The organism is Pseudomonas nicosulfuronedens (assembly GCF_005877905.1).
Taxonomy (GTDB): Bacteria; Pseudomonadota; Gammaproteobacteria; order Pseudomonadales; family Pseudomonadaceae; genus Pseudomonas; species Pseudomonas nicosulfuronedens.
The window spans coordinates 268,475-289,982 of sequence record NZ_SWDV01000004.1 but is presented as its reverse complement, the minus strand read 5'-3'; the positions used below and the strand labels follow the sequence as shown (position 1 = coordinate 289,982).

General features: G+C 65.4%; 20 protein-coding genes. 6 read left to right on the top strand and 14 right to left on the bottom strand.

From position 1 onward, the window contains the following. Positions 1-48: 48 nt before the first annotated feature. From prfB to FAS41_RS06680, 8 genes are all read right to left on the bottom strand, one after another. Positions 49-1,144, bottom strand: a protein-coding gene (gene prfB / locus FAS41_RS06715; protein WP_100227314.1) for a peptide chain release factor 2 whose coding sequence is annotated in 2 segments (ribosomal slippage) — positions 49-1,071 and positions 1,073-1,144 — 1,095 coding nt in all. Because the reading frame shifts where the segments join, the coding sequence is not laid out codon by codon here. Positions 1,145-1,263: 119 nt separating this feature from the next. Next, positions 1,264-2,274, bottom strand: coding sequence for a response regulator (locus tag FAS41_RS06710; protein ID WP_138520824.1), 1,011 nt, complete (start codon positions 2,272-2,274; stop codon positions 1,264-1,266). 25 nt (positions 2,275-2,299) lie between these two features. Further along, the gene (gene cheB / locus FAS41_RS06705; protein WP_138520823.1) at positions 2,300-3,307 is read right to left on the bottom strand and encodes a chemotaxis response regulator protein-glutamate methylesterase; all 1,008 of its coding nucleotides are present in this window, start codon (positions 3,305-3,307) and stop codon (positions 2,300-2,302) included. Then, a complete protein-coding gene (locus FAS41_RS06700; RefSeq protein WP_138520822.1) occupies positions 3,304-5,601 on the bottom strand; it encodes a hybrid sensor histidine kinase/response regulator in 2,298 nt (765 codons plus the stop codon). Before FAS41_RS06700 ends, cheB begins: the two co-directional genes overlap by 4 nt. Then, entirely contained in the window at positions 5,598-6,299 is a 702-nt protein-coding gene (locus FAS41_RS06695) for a chemotaxis protein CheW (protein ID WP_138520821.1), read from the bottom strand. The genes FAS41_RS06700 and FAS41_RS06695 overlap by 4 nt, the downstream gene beginning before the upstream one ends. Continuing rightward, positions 6,292-7,536, bottom strand: coding sequence for a CheR family methyltransferase (locus FAS41_RS06690; protein ID WP_138520820.1), 1,245 nt, complete (start codon positions 7,534-7,536; stop codon positions 6,292-6,294). The genes FAS41_RS06695 and FAS41_RS06690 overlap by 8 nt, the downstream gene beginning before the upstream one ends. Continuing rightward, on the bottom strand, positions 7,533-8,045 hold the full coding sequence (locus FAS41_RS06685) for a chemotaxis protein CheW (RefSeq protein WP_138520819.1): 513 nt from the start codon (positions 8,043-8,045) through the stop codon (positions 7,533-7,535). The genes FAS41_RS06690 and FAS41_RS06685 overlap by 4 nt, the downstream gene beginning before the upstream one ends. Further along, entirely contained in the window at positions 8,020-9,639 is a 1,620-nt protein-coding gene (locus FAS41_RS06680) for a methyl-accepting chemotaxis protein (RefSeq protein WP_138520818.1), read from the bottom strand. Before FAS41_RS06680 ends, FAS41_RS06685 begins: the two co-directional genes overlap by 26 nt. 207 nt (positions 9,640-9,846) lie before the next feature. Between FAS41_RS06680 and FAS41_RS06675 the strand changes: the two genes are divergently transcribed. From FAS41_RS06675 to FAS41_RS06665, 3 genes are all read left to right on the top strand, one after another. Then, on the top strand, positions 9,847-10,284 hold the full coding sequence (locus FAS41_RS06675; RefSeq protein WP_138520817.1) for a YqaA family protein: 438 nt from the start codon (positions 9,847-9,849) through the stop codon (positions 10,282-10,284). A 167-nt stretch (positions 10,285-10,451) separates the two neighbouring features. Continuing rightward, on the top strand, positions 10,452-12,062 hold the full coding sequence (locus FAS41_RS06670) for a methyl-accepting chemotaxis protein (RefSeq protein ID WP_246084820.1): 1,611 nt from the start codon (positions 10,452-10,454) through the stop codon (positions 12,060-12,062). A gap of 118 nt (positions 12,063-12,180) precedes the next feature. After that, entirely contained in the window at positions 12,181-12,570 is a 390-nt protein-coding gene (locus tag FAS41_RS06665) for a hypothetical protein (RefSeq protein WP_138520815.1), read from the top strand. A gap of 94 nt (positions 12,571-12,664) precedes the next feature. On the opposite strand, the gene FAS41_RS06660 is transcribed toward FAS41_RS06665, so the two are convergent. The 3 genes from FAS41_RS06660 to FAS41_RS06650 all read right to left on the bottom strand — a co-directional run bounded on the left by FAS41_RS06660 (position 12,665) and on the right by FAS41_RS06650 (position 16,614). Beyond that, positions 12,665-12,949, bottom strand: a complete 285-nt coding sequence (locus FAS41_RS06660; RefSeq protein ID WP_138520814.1) for a hypothetical protein — start codon at positions 12,947-12,949, stop codon at positions 12,665-12,667. A gap of 147 nt (positions 12,950-13,096) precedes the next feature. Further along, positions 13,097-14,719 carry an MFS transporter gene (locus FAS41_RS06655; protein ID WP_138520813.1) on the bottom strand — a complete coding sequence of 541 codons (1,623 nt, stop codon included), beginning with the start codon at positions 14,717-14,719 and terminating at the stop codon, positions 13,097-13,099. A gap of 230 nt (positions 14,720-14,949) precedes the next feature. Continuing rightward, on the bottom strand, positions 14,950-16,614 hold the full coding sequence (locus tag FAS41_RS06650; protein ID WP_138520812.1) for a GMC family oxidoreductase: 1,665 nt from the start codon (positions 16,612-16,614) through the stop codon (positions 14,950-14,952). A gap of 124 nt (positions 16,615-16,738) precedes the next feature. Here FAS41_RS06650 and FAS41_RS06645 point away from each other — a divergent pair, with 124 nt between their 5' ends. The 3 genes from FAS41_RS06645 to FAS41_RS06635 all read left to right on the top strand — a co-directional run bounded on the left by FAS41_RS06645 (position 16,739) and on the right by FAS41_RS06635 (position 18,829). Continuing rightward, a complete protein-coding gene (locus tag FAS41_RS06645; RefSeq protein ID WP_138520811.1) occupies positions 16,739-17,644 on the top strand; it encodes a LysR family transcriptional regulator in 906 nt (301 codons plus the stop codon). A 158-nt stretch (positions 17,645-17,802) separates the two neighbouring features. Further along, entirely contained in the window at positions 17,803-18,189 is a 387-nt protein-coding gene (locus tag FAS41_RS06640) for a hypothetical protein (protein ID WP_138520810.1), read from the top strand. Positions 18,190-18,361: 172 nt separating this feature from the next. After that, entirely contained in the window at positions 18,362-18,829 is a 468-nt protein-coding gene (locus FAS41_RS06635; RefSeq protein WP_138520809.1) for a BRO-N domain-containing protein, read from the top strand. A 141-nt stretch (positions 18,830-18,970) separates the two neighbouring features. On the opposite strand, the gene eco is transcribed toward FAS41_RS06635, so the two are convergent. From eco to FAS41_RS06620, 3 genes are all read right to left on the bottom strand, one after another. Beyond that, positions 18,971-19,453, bottom strand: coding sequence for a serine protease inhibitor ecotin (gene eco, locus FAS41_RS06630; protein ID WP_138520808.1), 483 nt, complete (start codon positions 19,451-19,453; stop codon positions 18,971-18,973). A 110-nt stretch (positions 19,454-19,563) separates the two neighbouring features. After that, positions 19,564-20,361 (bottom strand): tellurite resistance TerB family protein, encoded by a 798-nt coding sequence (locus FAS41_RS06625; RefSeq protein WP_138520807.1) that lies wholly within the window; start codon positions 20,359-20,361, stop codon positions 19,564-19,566. 195 nt (positions 20,362-20,556) lie between these two features. Next, a complete protein-coding gene (locus FAS41_RS06620) occupies positions 20,557-21,276 on the bottom strand; it encodes a tellurite resistance TerB family protein (RefSeq protein ID WP_138520806.1) in 720 nt (239 codons plus the stop codon). Positions 21,277-21,508 lie beyond the last annotated feature (232 nt).

Sequence of the window (21,508 nt, the reverse complement as noted above, 5' to 3'; positions counted from 1 at the left end):
TCTTGGACGGGTTCGCGAGCAAGCTCGCTCCTACAATGGGGCTCTGCGTCAGAGCCCTTGCTTGAGGCTGGCCTCGAGGTACTCGTTCAGGTCGCCGTCGAGCACCTTGTCACAATCGCTGCGTTCCACGCCGGTACGCAGGTCCTTGATGCGCGACTGGTCGAGCACGTAGGAACGGATCTGGTGACCCCAGCCGATATCGGACTTGGTGTCTTCCAGCGCCTGCGAGGCGGCGGTGCGCTTTTGCATCTCCTGCTCGTACAACCGGGCCCGCAGCATCTTCATGGCGGTGTCCTTGTTGGCGTGCTGGGAGCGTTCGTTCTGGCACGCCACCACGGTGTTGGTCGGCACGTGGGTGATACGCACCGCGGAGTCGGTGGTGTTCACGTGCTGACCGCCCGCGCCGGAGGAGCGGTAGGTGTCGATGCGCAGGTCGGCCGGGTTGATCTCGATCTCGATGTTGTCGTCGATCTCAGGCGAGACGAACACCGCGGTGAACGAGGTATGGCGACGGTTGCCGGAATCGAACGGGCTCTTGCGCACCAGACGGTGCACGCCGATCTCGGTGCGCAGCCAGCCGAACGCGTACTCGCCCTTGATGTGCACGGTGGCGCCCTTGATGCCGGCGACTTCGCCTTCGGACAGCTCGACGATCTCGGCATCGAAGCCGTTCTTGTCCGCCCAGCGCAGGTACATGCGCAGCAGCATGTTGGCCCAGTCCTGGGCTTCGGTGCCGCCGGAGCCGGCCTGGATGTCCAGGTAGGCGTTGTTGGGGTCCATCTCGCCACTGAACATGCGGCGGAATTCGAGCTTCTCGAGGATTTCGCGCAGGCGCTGGACTTCGGCTTCAACGTCGCCGACGGCGCCTTCGTCATTCTCCTCGACCGCCATGTCGAGCAGGTCGCGGGAATCGGCCAGACCGCCGGTGAGCTCGTCGAGGGTCTCGACGATCTGCGCCAGCATGGCGCGCTCGCGGCCCAGGTTCTGGGCGTATTCGGGCTTGTTCCAGACCGCCGGGTCTTCCAGTTCGCGGTTTACTTCGATCAGACGATCATGTTTCAGATCGTAGTCAAAGATACCCCCGAATCGAATGGGTACGGTCGGAGAGGTCCTTGATGCTGTTGAGGATCGGTTGGATTTCCATGGCGGGCATCTCTCACGGGTAAAGGGCGTAGAAAAGCCGGCAAGTATACGTGATTTTTTGTCACCCTTTCAGGCTTTACGACAAAGCACGCTCACCGTTTCCGCACCCTCCCCGCCCGTTCAGCCGGCGATGGCCACCTGGTTTCGACCACCGTGCTTGGCGTTGTAGAGCGCCTGGTCGGCCAATTCGATGAGCTGGCGGCAGGCCTGCCCGGCCTGGGGGATCAGGGTCGCCACGCCGATGCTGATGGTCAGCGACGAACCCGGTGTCGGCAGTTCATGGCGGATGTTCAGGTCCTGCACCAGGCGCCGCAGCTTCTCCGCCAGCAGGCGCGCGCCGCCGGGCGAGGTGTTGGGCAGGACCATGACGAACTCCTCGCCGCCGTAACGCGCCGGCAGGTCCGAGGGGCGGCTGGCACTGGTACGGATCGCCCCGGCCACCTGGCGCAGCGCCTCGTCGCCCTGCACGTGGCCGAAGGTGTCGTTGTAGGCCTTGAAGTGATCCACGTCGATCAGCAGGATCGACAGCTGCGTCTGGTCGCGCAGGCCGCGACGCCACTCCATTTCCAGGTATTCGTCGAAGTGTCGGCGGTTGGACAGCCCGGTCAGGCCGTCGGAATTCATCAGCCGCTGCAGCACCAGGTTGGTTTCCAACAGCTGCTGCTGGCTCTCGCGCAGGGCGCGGTAGGCCTCGTCACGCTGCAGCAGCGCGAGGTAGGAACGCGAGTGGTAGCGCACCCGGGCAATCAACTCGATGGCATCGGGCAGCTTGACCAGGTAGTCGTTGGCGCCGGCGCTGAATGCCGCGCTCTTGACCGCCGGGTCTTCCTTGGTCGACAGGACGATGATCGGCAGGTCGCGGGTAGCCGGGTTGGCACGGTACTCGCGCACCAGCGAAAGGCCATCGGCGCCGGGCATCACCAGATCCTGGAGGATCACCGTGGGCTTGATCTGGATGGCCAGGGCGATGGCCTGGTGCGGATCGGAGCAGAAATGGAAGTCGATGCTGGGGTCGTCCGCCAGCGCGCGGCGCACGGCCTCGCCGATCATCGGCTGATCGTCGACCAACAGCACCATCACAGCGGAATCGCCTGGGGTGTTCACGGGGTAGTCACTCGTCAAAGGGTTCATCTGATGGGGGCTCCGTAGGCTGCGCTCAGGCGCAGACCTCAGCGAGTCTTCGGGCAATGTCGCCCAGTGCACGAATCTCCACCGCGGCACCGATCGCCGCCGCAGCCTTGGGCATACCGTACACGGCGCTGCTGGCCTGGTCCTGGGCCAGCGTCAAAAAGCCGCGCGCACGCATGCGTTTCAATCCTTCGGCACCGTCCCGGCCCATGCCGGTGAGCAGCACGCCGACCGCATCGCCGGACCAGTGTTCCACCACACTGTCGAAGAACACATCGATCGATGGCCGGTAGATGTGCCCGCTGGGCTCGGCGGTGTAGGCCAGTTCACCGCCCTTGACCAGACGGATATGGTGATTGGTCGCGGCCAGCAACACACAGCCGGGCTGCGGCGGCTCGCCATTGCGCGCCAGGCGCACGGGAATCTTCGACTGGGTGGACAGCCACTCGGCCATGCCGGCGGCGAACACCTCGTCGACGTGCTGGACCACCACGACGGCCGCCGGGAAATCCGCCGGCAGCCGGGCGAACAGGTCCGCCAGCGCCGCCGGGCCGCCTGCCGAGGAGCCGATGGCGATCAGCTTGCGCGCGCCGCCCCCCTTGCGTACCGGGGAAACGCTGGTAGTGGGCCGGGTATCGCGCGGGGCGGTGAGCCAGGCCAGGTTCTGCAACTTGCGCAGCAGCGGGCGGGCCGCTTCGGCGGGATCGCCGACGCCGATGATCGGGGTATTCACCGCATCAACTGCACCGTTGCCCATGGCGTCGAACACCCGGCTCATGTTCTGTTCCAGGTCGACCGTGACGACGATAATCGCGCAGGGGCTCTGGGCCATGATCCGGCGGGTGGCCTCGACGCCATCCATCACTGGCATCAGCAGGTCCATGAGGATCACGTCGGGCTTGTGCGCGGCGCACATCTCCAGCGCTTCGGCGCCATTGGCAGCGACCCAGACGACGCGATGCGCCGGTTCGAAGGCGAGCGCGCGGCGCATCGCTTCCACCGCCAGCGGCATGTCGTTGACTATCCCTATCTTCACCCGTGTGCTCCTCCGATCAGGTCGACCACCGCATCCAGCAGGGCCTCGTCGTGGAAGCTGGCCTTGGCCAGATAATAGTCGGCGCCGGCATCCAGGCCGCGCCGACGGTCTTCTTCGCGGTCCTTGTAGGACACCACCATCACCGGCAGCGACTGCAAGCGGGTGTCGCGGCGAATCAGGGTGACCAGCTCGATACCGTCCATGCGCGGCATGTCGATGTCGGTAATGACCAGGTCGAAATGCTCCGAGCGCAAGGCGTTCCAGCCGTCCATGCCGTCCACGGCCACGGCGACGTCATAACCCCGGCCCAGCAGGAGCTTGCGCTCCAGCTCGCGCACGGTGAGCGAATCATCCACCACCAGCACGCGCTTGCGCGCCGGACCCAGTAGGCGACCGGTGGGGTCGATGCGCTCCAGGCGGCCGGTGGCCAGGAGTTTTTCCACTGAACGCAGCATGTCCTCGACGTCGAGGATCAGCACCGGTGTGCCGTCATCCAGCAGCGCGCCGGCGGAAACGTCCTGCACCTTGCCCAGCCGGGTATCCAGCGGTACTACCACCAGGGTGCGCTCACCGAGGAACTTCTCCACGGCCACGCCGTAGGCGCTTTCTCGATCGCGGATCACCACCACCGGGATCTCGTCCGGCGCGGCTTCACCATCGGGGCGCTGCAACAGCTGGCTGGCGGATACCAGGCCGACATGCCGGCCTTCGTGCCAGAACTGCTGGCGGCCTTCGAGCTGGACGATTTCGTCCGACGCCAGGCGGCGCATGCGTTCGATGTGCGCCAGTGGGAAGGCGTAGGCCTCACCACCGATACTGACGACCAGGCTGCGCACCACGGACAGCGTCAGCGGTACTTCCAGATGGAAGTGCGCCCCCTGCCCTCGCACCTGCTCCATGCGGATGCCACCGCGCAGCTGGCGCACCATGTGCTGCACGGCGTCCAGGCCGACGCCGCGGCCGGACACCTCGGTCACCTGCTCCCGCATGCTGAACCCGGGCAGGAACAGGAAGCTCAGCAGCTCTTCCTCGGTGAGGCGCGCCACCGTTTCCTCGGTGGACAGCTGGCGGCGCACGATGGCCGAGCGCAGGCGGTCGAGATCGACGCCAGCGCCGTCGTCCTGCAGCTCCAGCACCAGCATGCCGGCGTGATGGCGGGCCAGCAGCTGGATGCTGCCCTCCTCCGGCTTGCCGGTGCGGGCGCGCACTTCGGCGGATTCGATACCGTGGTCGACGGCGTTGCGCAGCAAGTGGGTGAGCGGCGCTTCGAGCTTCTCCAGCACGTCGCGGTCAACCTGGGTGGTGGCGCCCTGGATGTCCAGGCGCACGGTCTTGCCCAGCGAGCGGCCGAGGTCGCGGACCATCCGCGCCTGCCCGGACAGCACGTCGGAGAAGGGCCGCATACGGCAGGACAGCGCGGTGTCATAAAGCGACTGCGCTCGCTGGCCAGCCTTGAAGCTGAACTCATCCAGCTCGGCGATCTGCTCGCTGAGCAGTTGCTGGCACTCACCGACCAGCCGGCGTGCGTCGGCCAGATAGGCCTGCGCTTCGGCGTCGAGGTTGGCCGTACTGGCGGCATCGCGGGCACCGTCGAGCACACGGCTGGCGCTGGCCTGGATACGCTTGAGGCGCTGCAGCGAATCAAGCAGCGGCTTCAGGCGCTGGGACTCCACCAGCGACTTGCTGGAGTAGTCGAGCAACTGGTTCAGGCGCTCGGCGGTCACCCGCAGCACGCGCTCGCCGGCTTCATCGCTGTCGCTGGAGCGACGACGCGGAGCCCGCTCGGCGGGAGCAGGAGTGTTAGCGGCGGGCGCGGGCGGTTCGACAGCCGGCGCAGGGGGTTCGACAAGTTCTGGGACGGGTGCCGAAACGGGCGCGGTTGGCGGCGCCGGAGCCTTTCCGGAAACCAGCGCCTGCAGGCGTTCGACCATGGCCGGCACGCCCTGCTGGGCCTGTTCGGCGCGCTCGGGCTGAGCATCGGCGATGTGCAGGAGGATATCGGTGCCGGCCAGCAACGCGTCGATATGCCCCGAGGTCAGCAGCAGCCGGCCTTCCTGGGCACCGACCAGGCAGTCCTCCATTACGTGGGCAACTTGCACGCCGGCATCGAGGCCGACGATACGCGCGGCGCCCTTGAGCGAGTGCGCCGCGCGCATGCAGGCTTCGAGCTGGTCGGCCTGGGTCGGGTTGCGCTCCAGCGCCATCAGGCCCTGCACCAGCACCTGCGTCTGGGCCTCCGCCTCCAGGCGGAACAGCTCCAGCATCGACGCGTCCTTCATCTGGTCCGGGGTCATGCGAGGCTCCGGGTAGCGGCGTCGAGCAGGGCTTCCTGGTCGAGCAGGCGGATGCTGCGATTGCGCCACTGCATCACCCCGCGGGTGAAGCGGTCGTTGGCGGCGTGGCTCTGGGAGGCGGCTTCGACGATGGCCTTCTCGTCCAGCTCATGGATGCCGTCCACTTCATCCACCGGCGAAATGATCGGCCCTCCGACAGCGGCCAGGATCAGCATGCGCGGCACGATGCGCGCGTTGTCACGGGCGGCCGCGCGAGCGTCGAGGCCCAGCAGTTCGCCCAGGGAAATGCAGGCCACCAGCGTGCCGCGCACATTGGCAACGCCCAGCAGCGCGGGCGAGCGCTGGTGCGGCAGCGAATGCACCACGCACGCAGGAGCAACCTCAGCCAGCGCACGGGTGGGCAGGCCCAACCATTCCTCGCCAAGGCGGAAGATCAGGTGCTGACGGCCTTCCTCGACAGCCGCTTCGGCGACTTCGACAGGAGCCAGTTCCACGCCTTCGCTGCCCAGCGCGTAGCGGTCCAGCAGGCTGATGGCAGCGGCGGCATGCACCGGGCAATTGCGGCAATGGATGTACTCGGCCAGCTTCGGGCAGCTGCGGTCGCCACGCACGCCGATGCGGTTCCAGCAGTCGTCCACCGTCGGCAGGTCATCGCCGAAGGCGGAACTGCCGATGGATGACAAATTGCGTTCAACCATTGCGCTTCACTCCTCGCGCGGCGCGCTCCTGCAAGCGACGGGCGCCGGCCATGTCGCCCTGGGCCGCGAGCAGCGCGGCCAGATGTTGCAGGCTTTCCTGGTGATCGGGTTGCAGATACAGCGCCTTGCGGTAGAACGCCTGGGCCTCGCTGCCTTGCCCCTGGGCGTCGGCCAGCAGGCCGAGCCAGTAGAAGGCTTCGGCGTTCGGACCCTGCTTGGTCAGCAGCGCCTCGCAGCGCTGGCGCGCTTCATCGGCCTGGCCGGAATTGGCCAACCGGGCGATCTCCGCCAGCGCCTTATCGGCAGACAAGGGCATCGGCTGCTCAGACTGCTCAGGCTTGGCGACCGGACGCGGACGTGCCGGCGCGGGCTTGGGCGGAGCCGGACGCGGAATCGGCGCCGGGGCAGTCCAGTTCAGCGGCGCTGTGCGAGGAACTGGATCGGCGCCCTGCCGTGGGAAGGCGAAGGACTGCGGCACACCCAGCGGGCGCAGGCCGATGCGCGACATCAGGCTGGCTTCAGCGGGGCCGATGAACAGCACGCCATCGGGTCGCGCCAGACGGTGCAGCACATCCACCACCTGCTCCTGGGTCGGGCGGTCGAAGTAGATCAGCAGGTTGCGGCAGAACACGTAGTCATAGGGCGCCTCGCCGGCCAGCAAGCCCGGTGCCAGCAGGTTGCCGACGCGGAAGCGAACCTTGTGGCGCACGGCCTCGGCCAATTGGAAATCGTTGCCGTCGGCGCGGAAGTAACGGTCACGGAATGCCAGATTGGAGCCGCGGAACGAGTTGCGCCCGTAGCGCCCCTCCTCGGCCCGCTCCAGCACCGCGCGGCTGACGTCCAACGCATCCACCTGGAACGCAGACGGCGCGAGACCGGCGTCCAGTAGCGCCATGACGATGGAGTACGGTTCCTCGCCGGTGGAGCACGGCAGGCTGAGAATACGCAGCGGCCGGGAGCCGGCCAGTTCCAGCACGCGCCGGGACGCGAGGTCGGCCAGCGCGCCGAAGGATTCGGGATATCGGAAGAACCAGGTCTCCGGGACGATCACCGCCTCGATCAGCGCCTGCACTTCCTCGGCGGAACCCTGCAGGAGCATCCAGTAGTGCTCGGCACTGCCGCCGCTGACCTTGTTGATGCGCTGGTGCACAGCGCGCTCGATCACGGCTTCGCCGACCGACTCGGCATCCAGTCCGATGCGCTCCTTGAGCAACTGGGCGAAACGCGGATCGCTCATGCCGACGCCTCTCCTGCATCACGCAGCAGGCGCGCGCGGGCCTCGTCACTGAGCAACTGATCGACACCCACGCGCTGCAGCAACCCTTGCTCGTCCTCCAGCACGGGGCCCAGGTAACGGGCGCTGCCGTTATCCAGTTCGTAGTCGTGGAAGGCCGCCGGATCGCGGCGCAGGGTGTGGGTCGCCTGCTCGAGGATCAGCCCGAGCCGCTGTTCAACAGCGTCGCCCCTGGCGCGATAACGCACCAGCACCAGGCGCGTACTGGTGCGACGCGGCGCGCTGTACCCGAAGGCCAGTTGGCTCAGGTCGAGCACCGGCAGCAACTCGCCGCGATGGGGGAACAGTCCGACAACCCAGGCCGGTGCTTCCGGCACACGCTTGAGCGCAGGCACCGGCAGCACCTCGATGACGTCGTGGACATCCAGCGCATAGCGGTCCCCACCCAGGCGGAACTGCAGGTACAGCCTGCCCGCCGCGGCGGCGTCAGACCTTGAAGCGGGAGACGCCATTGCGCAGTCCGTTGGCCACGAGGTTCAGCTCGTCGATGGCGAAGCTGGCCTGGCGCAGGGATTCCACGGTCTGCCCGGTGGCCTCGCCGAGCTGCACCAGCGCCTGGTTGATCTGCTCGGCGCCGGTGGCCTGGGCCTGCATGCCTTCGTTGACCATCTGCACGCGGGGCGCCAGCGCCTGCACCTGCTGGATGATCTGCGAGAGCTGCTCGCCGACCTGGCCGACTTCCGAGATGCCGCGGCGCACCTCCTCGGAGAACTTGTCCATGCCCATCACGCCGGCGGACACGGCGGACTGGATCTCGCGCACCATCTGCTCGATGTCGTAGGTGGCCACGGCGGTCTGGTCGGCCAGGCGGCGCACTTCGGTGGCGACCACCGCGAAACCACGGCCATATTCGCCGGCCTTCTCCGCCTCGATGGCAGCATTGAGCGACAGCAGGTTGGTCTGGTCGGCCACCTTGACGATGGTGGTGACCACCTGATTGATATTGCCGGCACGCTCGTTGAGGATCGCCAGCTTGGCGTTGACCAGTTCGGCGGCGCCCATCACGTGGTGCATGGTCTCTTCCATGCGCGCCAGGCCCAGCTGGCCGGAGCCAGCCAGGGTGGATGTCTGTTCGGCGGCCGAGGACACCTCGGTCATGGTGCGCACCAGGTCACGCGAGGTGGCGGCGATTTCCCGTGAGGTCGCACCGATCTCGGTGGTGGTGGCGGCCGTTTCGGTGGCGGTGGCCTGTTGCTGCTTGGACGTAGCGGCGATCTCGGTCACCGAGGTAGTCACCTGGATGGCCGAGCGCTGGGCCTGAGATACCAGGCCCTTGAGCTCCTCGGCCATGCCGTTGAAGCCGGTCTCGATCACCGCGAACTCGTCGTTGCGCTCCATGGCCAGACGCGTGGTGAAATCACCGCTGCCCATCACTTGCAAGCCTTTCACCACCTGACGGACCGGTTCGGTGATGGCGCGCATCAGCAGCAGCCCACAGACTGCCGCGGCAACGATAGCCAGCAGCAGGGAAATCAGCATGATCGCCTTGGCAGTGGACACCTCGGTGACGATGTCCGAGGCCGCCGCATCGGCGATTTCCTTGTTCAGCGAAATCAGTTCGTTGAGCGTCTTGCGGCCGGTTTCCCAATCCGGCTCCAGGCGCTCCAGCAACACCTTGCGGGCCGCTTCGCGGTCATTCCCGTAAAGGTCCAACAGCTGCGCCAGCAACGCGTCGTAACTCTGCACCTGCTGCTTGAAGCGGGCCAGGATTTCCTTGTCGCGAGTGTCGTTGACCGTACGCTCATACAGCGCAATACGCTCCACCAGCGAGTCGTGGATGGCCCGGAATTCCTGGCGGCGTGCCTGGTCCAGCGGCTTGCCGTCGCTCAGCCCGATGGTCACCTGGGTCAGCAGGATGCTGTCGGTCCAGGCCGAGCGCACCGTGGTCAGGGCGTAGGTACCCGGCATGGCGTCTTCGCTGACCCGCTTGGTGCTGGCCTCCACGCGCAGCAGACGGGTGTAGGAAATCACCACCATCAGCAGCATGATCGCGATGACGACGGCAAAGCTGGCCAGGATGCGTTGGCGTAGAGTCCAGTTCTTCACAGCGTTCCCCAGAAGATGTGTGGCGTGCCGACGGATGATGGATTCGGGCGAGTGATCGCGCGAATGTAAATTCCTACTAAATCCTCAGCAAGATAGGACATATAGTATCCGGAGACGTCTGAAGCTCCTCTCTTTATTCCAAATTTTTAGTACGGCGGTTCCTGTCATTCTGACCGCCCCTTTTCAAGACCTTTTCCCTCCTAGCCGATGTTCAGTCTCGCCCTCGCCGCCCACGCCGGTCTCTTCCTCTCCGCCTTCGTCGCCGCCACCTTGCTGCCCCTGCAATCGGAGGCCGTGCTGGTCGGCCTGCTGCTGGGCGGCCAGTACCCGCTTTGGTCGCTGCTCCTGGCGGCCAGCCTGGGCAATGTGCTCGGCTCGCTGGTGAACTGGTTGCTAGGGCGCGGAATCGAGCGCTGGCACGGTAGACGCTGGTTCCCGGTAAGCGATGCGGCGCTGGAAAAAGCCCAGCGCCACTACCGACGCTTCGGCTGCTGGTCGTTGCTGCTGAGCTGGGCGCCGGTGATCGGCGACCCGCTGACGCTGATTGCCGGCGTCATGCGCGAGCCGTTGTGGCGCTTCCTGTTGCTGGTCACGCTGGCCAAGGTCGGGCGCTACGTCGTGCTGGCCTGGCTCACGCTCGTCTGAACGATCCCCTCCCCGAAAGCGGACAGGTTTTTCGTCTGCTAGTCCTGTTTTGCCACTGCTGCGAAAAAATGGCGCCCAGTAATATCACCGCGCCATCACTGCACATGGCAGGGCCATGGCCCCAACACAATGGATGAAGAAAAGGGAAATTCACGATGTTCAGAAGCATGAGTATTGGTCGCCGCGCGTCCCTGGGTTTCGCCGCCATGGGCCTGCTCCTGGTGTTTCTCGGCTTGTTCTCGCTGTACAAGCTCTCGACCTTGCGCGCCGCTTCAGAAGAAATCGACAGCAACTGGCTGCTGAGCATCAACCACATGAACCAGCTGTCGGGAGACATCGCCCGCATCCGCCTGGAATCCATGCGCCTGCTGGTCAACCATGACAGTGCCACCCGCCAGCACAGCCTGGAGCTGATCGCCGAAGCGCGGCAGGACAAGGACAAGGTGCTTGCCGACTACCGCCGGCTGATCCTCAGTGCGGAGGAGCAGCAGCACACCGATGAGCTACGCCAGGCGCTGGACGGCTACCTTGGTTACGTTGACCAGCTATTGGAGAAGGTCCGCCAGGATGACAACGAAGGCGCGCTGCACATCCTCAACGGCAACATCGCCCAGCAGGGCGCGGAGCTGAACAAGCGCCTCACCGCCCTGATCGACCTCAACCGCAACGGCGCCGCCGCTGCCGCCGACCGCGCCGTGGAGCAATACCAGAGTGGCCGGCTGGTAGTCGGCGCCATCCTGCTACTGAGCATCGGCCTCACCCTGCTGCTGGCCTGGCAACTCACCCGCAGTATCGTCGTGCCGCTCAACCAGGCCGTGCGCGTAGCCCGGACCATCGCCAGCGGCGACCTCAGCCAGCGTTTCACCGTAGAGGGCCGTGACGAGCCGGCGCAGTTGCTCAACGCCCTGTCGGACATGCAGAACAGCCTGCGCGAAACCATCCGTGGCATTGGCAACTCGGCCAGCCAGCTGGCCTCGGCCGCCGAGGAAATGCACAGCGTCATGGAGGAAAGCAGCCGCGCGCTGCAACAACAGAGCGACCAGATCGAAATGGCCGCCACCGCCGTCAACCAGATGACCAGCGCCGTGGAGGAAGTGGCCAGCAACGCCGCCTCCACCTCCGCCGCTTCCCGCGAGGCCATCGACGCCGCACGTAGCGGCAGCGAGCGGGTGGACGAAACCTCCAGCGCCATCGGCACCCTGGCCGGCGAAGTGGGCCAGGCGTCGCAGCAGGCAGAAGTGCTGGCGAACCAGGCACAGGACATCGGCAAGGTGCTGGAAGTCATCCGCAGCGTCGCCGAGCAGACCAACCTGCTGGCGCTCAATGCCGCCATCGAGGCGGCCCGCGCTGGCGAGGCCGGGCGAGGCTTCGCCGTGGTCGCCGACGAGGTGCGCTCGCTGGCCCAGCGCACCCAGAGCTCGACCCGCGAGATCGAAGAGCTGGTCTCGGCCATCCAGAACGGCAGCGACCGCACCGTCGCCGCGTTGCTCAGCAGCACCGCCCACGCCGAGCGTACTGTCAGTCGCACCGGCGAGGCCGGCGCTTCGCTGGTGGTGATCCTGGAGCGCATGTCGCTGATCAACGAGCGCAACCTGGTGATCGCCAGCGCCACCGAGGAGCAGGCCCAGGTCGCCCGCGAGGTGGACCGCAACCTGCTGAACATCCGCGACCTGGCGACCCAGACCTCTGCCGGCGCCACCCAGACCAGCGCAGCGAGCCAGGAGCTGTCGCGCCTGGCCGTGGACCTGAACGGGATGGTGGCGCGCTTCGTGGTCTGACGACCAGCAGTCCTTCTCCCGTTTCGCCAACTGAGTAACGAAACTGGAGGGGGCGACGGGGAATTTTTCCGGCCTTTTCCTATCCAATGGCCATCATGGAACGCCACAGGGTGGATAGATGAAACTGTTGAAATTGTCGGCCGTGCTGGCCGCCGCCGCGCTGTTGAGCGCCTGCGGAGGCAACGAAGCCAAGGTCTGCGGTTCGGACGACGTGAAGAACCAGCTGGTGAAGATCTTCCTGTCCGGCGCGCTGTCCGCGCAGTCCGACGCGTTGAGCAAAGCCGAGCTGAAAGATGTGGCGATCATCGAAAAGGACCCGGACAGCGGCGTCCTGGAATGCGTCGGCACCCTGACCGTACCGGTAGTCGGCCAGGTGGCCTCGGGCACCCTGAAATACCAGATCGCCCCGGCGGCCAAATCCGAGCACGACTACCTGCTGCTGCTCGCCGACGGCCCGCTGGCCAATGCCTTCGCCAAACGCATCGAGGGGATGCTCCCGCAGCAGTGAGGGATATCCGCAGGCAATGAAAAACCGGCCCCTGTGGCCGGTTTTTCATTGGACGGGCTTTTTTGCAGGTCTGGGCCCGCGGTCTCCGGAGGAGTCAGAACCCTTCCAGATCGATCAGTTCGCCCTCGAAACGAATCGACCCACCTTCTTCATTCGCCTCGCCATCCTTGATCTCGCCGTAATAGGAAAGCCCGTTCTCCAGCGTCACACAGACGTGGGTCGGCTCTTCCGGCGCATCCAGTTGGCCCTTGAAGCTCACCTCGATCACACCCTCTTCCGGCGCGCTCAGGCTCACCGTTACGCGGGCATTGTCCACCGCTTCAGTCTCGCGGCCCCAATGCTCGGCGCTGACGGTCACGGTGGCGATTTCCTGTTTCATGTTCGATGACTCTCCGCGATGGGTTCGGCGCAAGGCGCGCCAGGCAATAGCGCAAGGGTATTCCAGCGCCGGCCGCCAGGCGAGCCCGGATTCCGCCAGTAAAAGCAAAAGGGCGCCCAATGGCGCCCTTCTCTCCACCTTGCGCCGTCAGTCGGCGTGAATATCATTGTCCTTGGTCTCCTTCAGGAACAGCAGCGAGCAGACCAGGCTCATCGCCGTGATCAGCACCGGGTACCAAAGGCCGTAGAAGATGTTGCCGGTGTACACCACCAGCGCGAACGAGATGGTCGGCAGCAAGCCGCCGAACCAGCCGTTGCCGATGTGGTACGGCAGCGACAGCGAGGTGTAGCGGATGCGCGTCGGGAACAGCTCGACCATCAGCGCCGCCAGCGGGCCGTAACAGCAGGTGGCGATGAAGATCAGCGCGACGATGATCGCCACCACCATCGGCCGGTTCACCAGCGAGGAGTCGGCCACGGTCGGGTAACCGGCGTCCTTCACGGCAGCGCCCAGCGCGGCGGCGTCGAAGCCCTCGATGCGCTTCTCGCCCACGGTCACCACCAACTCGCTGCCGGCCGGCGCGGCCACCGAGCTGTAAGGCACGCCGCCCTTCACCAGTAGGGTCTTGGCCTTGTCGCAGGCGCTGTCGAATTTGGCCTTGCCCACCGGGTCGAACTGGAAGGTACAAGTCGCCGGGTCCGCCATCACCGTCACCGGCGCCTGGCGCGAGGCCGCGTCGATCTGCGGGTTGGCGTAATGGGTCAGCGCCTTGAACAGCGGGAAGTACAGCACCGTGGCCAGCAGCAGACCGGTGATCAGCACTGGCTTGCGCCCGACCTTGTCCGACAGCCAGCCCATGATCACGAACAGCGGCGCGCCGATCACCAGGGAGATGATCAACAGTCCGTTGGACAGCGCCGGGTCGACCTTCAACACCTGGGTGAGGAAGAACATCACGTAGAACTGCGCCGCGTAGAAGGTCACCGCCTGGCCGGCGTTGATGCTGAACAGCGCGATCAGGACGATCTTCAGGTTGCTCCAGTTGGTGAACGACTCCTTGAGCGGCGACTTGCTCACCTTGCCCTCGGCCTTCATCTTCAGGAAGGCTGGCGACTCGTGCATGGACAGGCGAATCCAGGTGGAGATGCCCAGCAGCACGATGGAGATCAGGAATGGCAGGCGCCAGCCCCAGGTTTCGAACTCGGGCCCGGTGATCTGGCGGCAGCCCCAGATCACCACCAGAGAGAGCAGCAGGCCGCCGGTGGCGGTGCACTGGATCCAGCTGGTGTAGGCGCCGCGTTTGTGGTCCGGCGCGTGCTCGGCCACGTAGATTGCAGCGCCGCCGTACTCACCGCCCAGTGCCAGGCCCTGCAGCAGCCGCAGCACGATGAGGATGATCGGCGCCGCCACACCAATGGTGGCGTAGGCCGGCAACAGGCCCACCGCGAAGGTCGACAGCCCCATCAGCAGGATGGTGACGAGGAAGGTGTACTTGCGCCCGATCATGTCGCCCAGTCGGCCGAACACCAGCGCGCCGAACGGTCGGACGAGGAAGCCGGCGGCGAACGCCAGCAGGGCGAAGATGAAGGCGGTGGTGTCGTTGACCCCGGCGAAGAAATGCTTGGCGATGATCGCTGCCAGCGAGCCGTAGAGGAAGAAGTCGTACCACTCGAACACCGTGCCGAGCGACGAGGCGAAGATCACCTTGCGCTCATCGCGGCGGGACGTCACCTGCCCCTGGTATGGGCTGGACTGTGCTGCTTCGGTCATTACGGGCTCTCCTGCCCCTTCTGGGGGCTCTTGTTTTTGTCAGCCTCGACTGCCGCGGTTGTCACACCGCGCGATACCGTTTTTTCAGCTCTTTGTAGGAGCGTCTCTGTACATCAAATCCGTAGGATGGCGTGGAGCGCAGCGATACCCATCGATGACTGCGCAGCTACCGCATGGGTATCGCTGCGCTCCACCCATCCTACGAAGCGGGCGGTTTTCCGCTGTAAGCCTCACGCCACCGGAGCTTCCTCCTGTGTGCGCCCACTGGAAGGGATGACCTCCGCGCCGCGCGCGGGTTCGCTCAAAATCATCTGTGCGGCCTTTTCTGCGATCACCAGCACCGGCGAGCAACTGTTGCCGGAGGTCAGGCTGGGCATGATCGAGGCATCGGCAATGCGCAGGCCAGGAATGCCGTGGACGCGCAACTGGCTGTCCACCACCGCACCCTCGCCCTGCCCCATGCGGCAGGTGCCGGCCGGGTGGAAGATGGTGGTGCCGATCTCGGCGGCGGCGCGCTGCAGGTCTTCCTCGCTCTGGTAATCCGGGCCCGGCTTGAACTCGACCGGATTGAAACGCGCCAGGGCGGGAGCCGCGGCGATACGGCGGGTCAGGCGGATGGCATCGGCGGCCACGCGCAGGTCCTGCGGGTGGCTCAGGTAGTTGGGCTGGATCACCGGCTTGTCGCGCGGGTCCAGCGAGCGCAGCGTGACCGTGCCACGGCTCAATGGACGCAGGTCGCACACCGAAGCGGTGAACGCCGGGAAGCTATGCAGCGGCTCGCCGAAACGCTCCAGCGACAGCGGCTGCACGTGGTACTCGAGATTGGCCGAGCGCTGGTTCGGGTCGGACTTGGCGAACGCGCCCAGTTGGCTTGGCGCCATGGACAGCGGGCCGCTGCGCTTGAGCAGGTACTCCAGGCCCATGCCCATCTTGCCCCACAGCGTCGAGGCGATCTGGTTCAGCGACGGCGCGCCATTCATGCGGTAGATCAGGCGCAGTTGCAGATGGTCCTGCAGGTTGCCGCCCACGCCGGCAAGCTCATGGCGCACGCCGATACCATGCTTCTCCAGCAGGTCACGTGGGCCGATGCCGGAGCGTTGCAGCAGCACCGGCGTGTTGATCGCCCCGGCGCAGAGAATCACTTCACGCCGAGCACGCAACTCGCGCCGCGCGCCCTGCCAGTTCACTTCCAGCCCGGCGGCGCGGCCGTTCTCGAGCAGCACGCGCAGGGCCTCGACGTTCGTCAGCACGGTGAGATTGGGTCGGTTGGCGATGGGCCGCAGGAAGGCCTTCGACGCATTCCAGCGCACACCGGAACGCTGGTTGACCTGGAAGTAGCCGCAGCCTTCGTTGTCGCCGCCGTTGAAGTCCTCCACCGGACGCACACCGGACTGCGCCGCCGCCTCGCGGAAGGCATCGAGGATCGCCCACGACAGCCGCTGCTTCTCCACCCGCCATTCGCCGCCCGCGCCATGCAGCTCACTCGACCCGCCGAAGTGGTCCTCCATCTTCATGAACAGCGGCAGCAGGTCGTTCCAGCCCCAGCCAGAGTTGCCCTCGGCCGCCCAACCGTCATAGTCCAGCGCCTGGCCACGCATGTAGATCATGCCGTTGATCGAGGAACAGCCGCCGAGGGTGCGTCCGCGCGGGTACTTGATGGCGCGGCCGTTCAGGCCCGGCACCTGCTCGGTGTCGAAGCACCAGTCGGTGCGCGGGTTGCCGATGCAATAGAGGTAGCCGACGGGAATGTGGATCCAGGGATAGTTGTCCGGGCCGCCCGCTTCGAGCAGCAGCACACGGTTGGCAGGGTCGGCGGACAGACGATTGGCCAGCAGGCAGCCGGCAGGGCCCGCGCCGACGATCAGGTAGTCATAAGCATCCAGTGCCTGGGGCATGGAGAAGTACCTCGTCGTGCTTGTTCTTTTTATCTGAAGACCGAGCCTAGTCGTTCGTTCGTGATAAAAGAACAGTCGTTTCGAGTCAGCTGCTGTGCGTTTTCTAACAACAAGGACTGCCGAGATGTTCGACTGGAATGACCTGCGCTACTTCCTGGAGCTGCACCGCAGCGGCCGTCTGCTGACCACCGCCAAGCGCCTGGGCACCACCCACGCCACGGTGGCACGGCATATCGAGAGCATCGAGCGCGACCTCGGCACCCAGTTGTTCGCCCAGCACACTGGCGGCTACCAGCTCACCCCGGCCGGCCAGGCGCTGCTCAAGCACGCCGAGGCCATGGAGAACACCGCCCTCCTCGCCCAGGAGGACATGAGCCAGGCCATCTCGCCGCTGGGGCAGATCCGCATCGGCGTCACCGAAGGCCTGGGCACCATGTTCCTTGCCCCGCGCCTGGGCGAACTGATGCAGCGCTACCCGGGCCTGGAAGTGGAACTGGTGTCGGTGCCGCGCTTCGTCAGCATCACCAACCGCGAGGCGGACATCGCCATCACCCTGGAACGCCCCAGCGCCGACCTGGTGATCAGCCGCCTGCTCACCCGCTACCGCCTGAGCCTGTTCGCCAGCCCCGCCTACCTGGAAAAAGCCCCACCCCTGCGCGATCGCGAAGACCTCAGCCAGCACCCGTGGATCGGCTACGTCGACGACCTGCTGTTCAGCCAGGAACTGCTGTTCCACCACAGCTTCTGCCGCCACCCGCAGGTGGTGTTCCGCAGCACCAGCGTGGTCGCCCAGCAACAGGCCGCCCAGGCCGGCATCGGCATCGCCATCCTTCCGCAGTACATGGGTCTGCACGACCCGCGGCTGGTGCCGGTGCTGCCGGAGGAATTCATCGAACGGGAATACTGGATGTGTACTCGGCGGGAGTTGCACCGCTCGGTGCGCCTGCGACTGGTGTGGGATTTCCTGGTGGAAGTCTGTGGGCGGGAACAAGGGATTCTGGTGGAAGGGAAAACCGGAGTACCCGCGTAGGGCGCATAAAGCGGAACGCTTTATCCGCCGATGGGATGGCGGATAACGCTTGGGGCGTTATGCGCCCTCATGCCCCAAGGAATCAACTAGCAGCACAGGGTGTGGCAAATACTCGCCAATCTACCAACATCACCACTCATCGGTATCAGGGAAGAATTATGAGCCTGGACTTTTTCCTGGAAGCCAGCAGCGATCTATCAATCGAGCTAATTGAAGGCACGCTGAACTCAATCGGCGTTCGTGCAACCCAAGCACTGCCAAACGAACTGGAAGCAGTATTCGAGTCAGGGCTTTCCATATGCGTCAGTTATTCCTCCGACCAGAATATTCGCGCCGAAGATTCGAAAGGAATGTCTTTTGCTGTCGCGTTGCGAGGCTACCTGAGGATTAAGGGCCCTGCGCCGGACGGACTATCCCCGTTGGACGATCTGGACAGACTGATCACTGCAATTTCGAACCAAGCCACCGGACAATTCCTGGTCAGCTTCCAATATGAGTCGACGATTTACTGGAGAGACCGGAAGGAACTGCAGCGCAATATCTAGCAGCAAACGGGCTCAGGGAGCAGCAAACCTTTTCAGACGTCAAATTCAGCAACTACTTCGATTGACCGGATCATGGACATTTTCTAACGTCCTTCGCCATGGTGCTGAACACACCCTCGCGGCGGAATACATGCCCGTTAGCATGGAGCGTTACGTATAGGACGCCCAATCCATGTCCCTTTCGACAACCCGAACGCCATTCATTGCCACCACCTTCTACCGCCACAAACGCCGCCTCCGCGCCTTGCTGATCGAAGGCCAGCCGTGGTTCGTCGTGCACGACCTGGCGAAGCTGATGCATGCCTTTCTGGAAGAACGCGTCGGCAAGAATCTCGATGCGGACCAGGTACGCCGAGTGACGATTCTCGGCGAGTACGAGCCCGCTGAAGCCGTGGAACTGGTCAGCGAATCCGGCCTGTACGCTTCGCTGATCTACTTCTACCACCCGGAAAACCGCTGCATCCGCCAGTGGATCACCCAGACCGTGGTGCCGAGCCTGCGGGCGGATGGGCAGACGCCAGATGAACAGCCACGCCGGCGCCTGCTGCGCTGGGAGCGCCAGCAGTTGAGCGTGCTGGATTGGCAGGGGCAGGTGTGGGTGCCGCTGCCGGAGTTGCCACAGGCGTTGAGCCTGGGATGAGATGAGGCGCCCCGCCGCCGATAGCGGCGGGGCGTTGCCTTTCATGTAGGAGCGAGCTTGCTCGCGAACCCACCCAACGCAGGAGCCATGGGGGAAAGCGTTCGCGAGCAAGATCGCTCCTACAGGGGAAAAACGCGGGGATTACTCCGCGCGGGCCTTCTCGACCTTCTCGGAGGCCGACCACAGGCGGTAGCGCACTTCTACGTCCTTCGGCGCGTAGACCACGATGGGCAGCTTGCTGTTGTAGCGCAGCACGAAGCCGTCACCGATCACGGGCACGAAGGCCTCGTGCTTCTTGCCATCCGGGCAGGCCATCATCGTGCTGGCCGGGCCGCTGACCTTGTCCAGGCGGTAGTAGGTGTAGCCCCAGCCTTCCAGGGTCTTCTCTTCCAGGGTGCCGCCCAGGCGCTGGCGATTGCAGTCGACGCTCAGCATCTTGCCGGCGAGGATCTCGACCTTGAAGTTCTCTTCATGGGCCTGCTTGGGCAGGTGGATGACCTGGCGGACGAAGCCTTCATCGGCCTTGGGATAAGGCGCGACATCTTCGAGCTTGGCGGCGTTGGCCAGGGTGGCGGTGGCGCTGAGCAGCAGCGCAGTGGGCAGGGTGTAACGAGCGAACGGCATGAAGCCTCCTTGCAGAATTGAGGAACGAACGCGCCGCGAAGGTGCGTTCGTCCGAGCCTCTCTGACCGTAAGATTGTACGAATGCTCCTACGGCCATGCCCTGAGTTGTATCAAGCTACTTCGCCGCCCGTCTTGGCCTGTTGCTCCAGGTGCGCCTGCAGTTGCGGGTCGAGGTTGAGGTTGTAGGCCAGTTCGTCGAGGTAGGTACGCTCGGCGTCCTGCTGGTCATCCACCAGCATCACGCTGACCAGGTACATCTCCGCGGCCACCGCAGGGTCACCCTGGGCCGCGCGGGCGACATCGGCGGCGTCCAGCGGCTTGCGCATCTCGGCGTCGATCCACGCTTGCAGTTGTGGCTCGCCGGCATGGCGCTGCAATTCGGCCTGAATGGCGGCCTGCTCACGCTGATCGATTCGACCGTCCGCCTTGGCTGCCGCCAGCATCGCCTGGAGGATGGCGTGGCTGTGCGCCTCGGCCTCGGGGCCATCGAGCTGGTCGACGGTGGTCAGGGATTGCTGCTGCGAGGGATTGGCGCCTTGATTGCGTTGCCAACTCTGATAGGCCTGATAAGCCATCATCCCCAGCGAGGCGAGCATGGCGTAGTTGACACCGCCGCCACTGGAACGCCCCTGCGGCATGCCACCACCGCTGCTGCCACCACCGAGCATGCTGCCGAGCACGCCACCCAGGCCGCCGAGCCCACCGCCACCGGAACTGCCGCCGCCGAGGATCGAGCCCAGCCCACCCAGGCCGCCGCCACCGCCGGCTCCGCCACCGCCCAGAAGCCCGCCGAGCAAGCCACCCAGGCCACCCAGCGGGTCTGCGCCGCCGGCGCCACCCTGTTGCTGTTGCGCCGCCGAGCCCTGTCCGGCCCGCAGCAGTTGTTCCAGTAGATCGGTTGTGTTCATGACCAGTCCCTCGCCATCGCGCGGTGTGCGTTGGGCAACGATAGTCCCGCCACACCGATGCGCCAGCGCCGTCCGCCAGCCGGCCCGGAATGGTCGGGACGCCCGGCGATGGAGCCTGAAGCGCAGCCCCGTCCGGAGCCAGACAAAGCAACGCAGTCGCGAGGTTTATCCGACGCTTGCGAGGGTCGTCACGGACTAGGCCGGAACAGCCTCCAGCGCCTTCTGCGCCTGGGCCTCCAGTTCGACCTTGAGGCCAGCGTCAAGGCTCAGCTGGCGGGCCAGTTCGTCGAGGTAGGCGCGCTCCATGAAATTGGTCTCGTCGACCATCAGCAGACTGGCCAGGTACATCTCGGCGGCCATTTCCTCGCTGGTGGCCGCGCGGGCGACTTCGGCCGGGTCCAGCGGCTTGGCCAGTTCGCGGTCGAGCCAGCCCTGCAGCTCGACGTCGCCGGTGAGCTTGGCGATCTCGCCGTCGATCAGCTGGCGTTCGCGATCGTCGATATGACCGTCGGCCTTCGCGGCAGCGACGATGGCCCGAAGGATGGCATGGCTGTGCTGCTCGGCCTGGGCAGGCGGCAGCCGGTCGACGGTCTGCGGCTCACCGCGCGGGGCGCTGGCCTGCTTCTGCTGCCAGTTGCCGTAGGCCTTGTAGGCGAGCACGCCGAGCGCCGCGAGACCGCCATAGGCGACGACCTTGCCGCCCACCTTGCGCGCCTTCTTGCTGCCCATCAGCAGACCCAGCGCGCCAGCTGCCAACGCACCGCCTCCGGCGCCGGACAGCAGGCTGCCCAGGTCCAGGCCGCCTTTGTTGCTGCCTTGCGAGCTCTGGCCGCCGCCCTGCTGGGTGAGGCCCTTGTTCTGCATCAGTTCCTGCCCGGACTTGAGCAGTTGGTCGAGCAGGCCACGTGTGTTCATGGCGATCTCCGCTAGCTATCGAGATGAAAAGTCAGGCCTCCGACTCTAGCTCGCAGCCTTGTCACAGCGCAGGCACAGAGTGCTTCCGGATATTGCGGGCCTTTGCCAGCGGGTCCGCAGGGCAAATAGGCCGCTTTCATTCGATTAAAAAGAATGCTCCTATAGATTTTCGATAATCAACAATGAAAAGCGCCGAGACCGGCTAGACAAGGCTCTAGATCGCGGCTCCGTG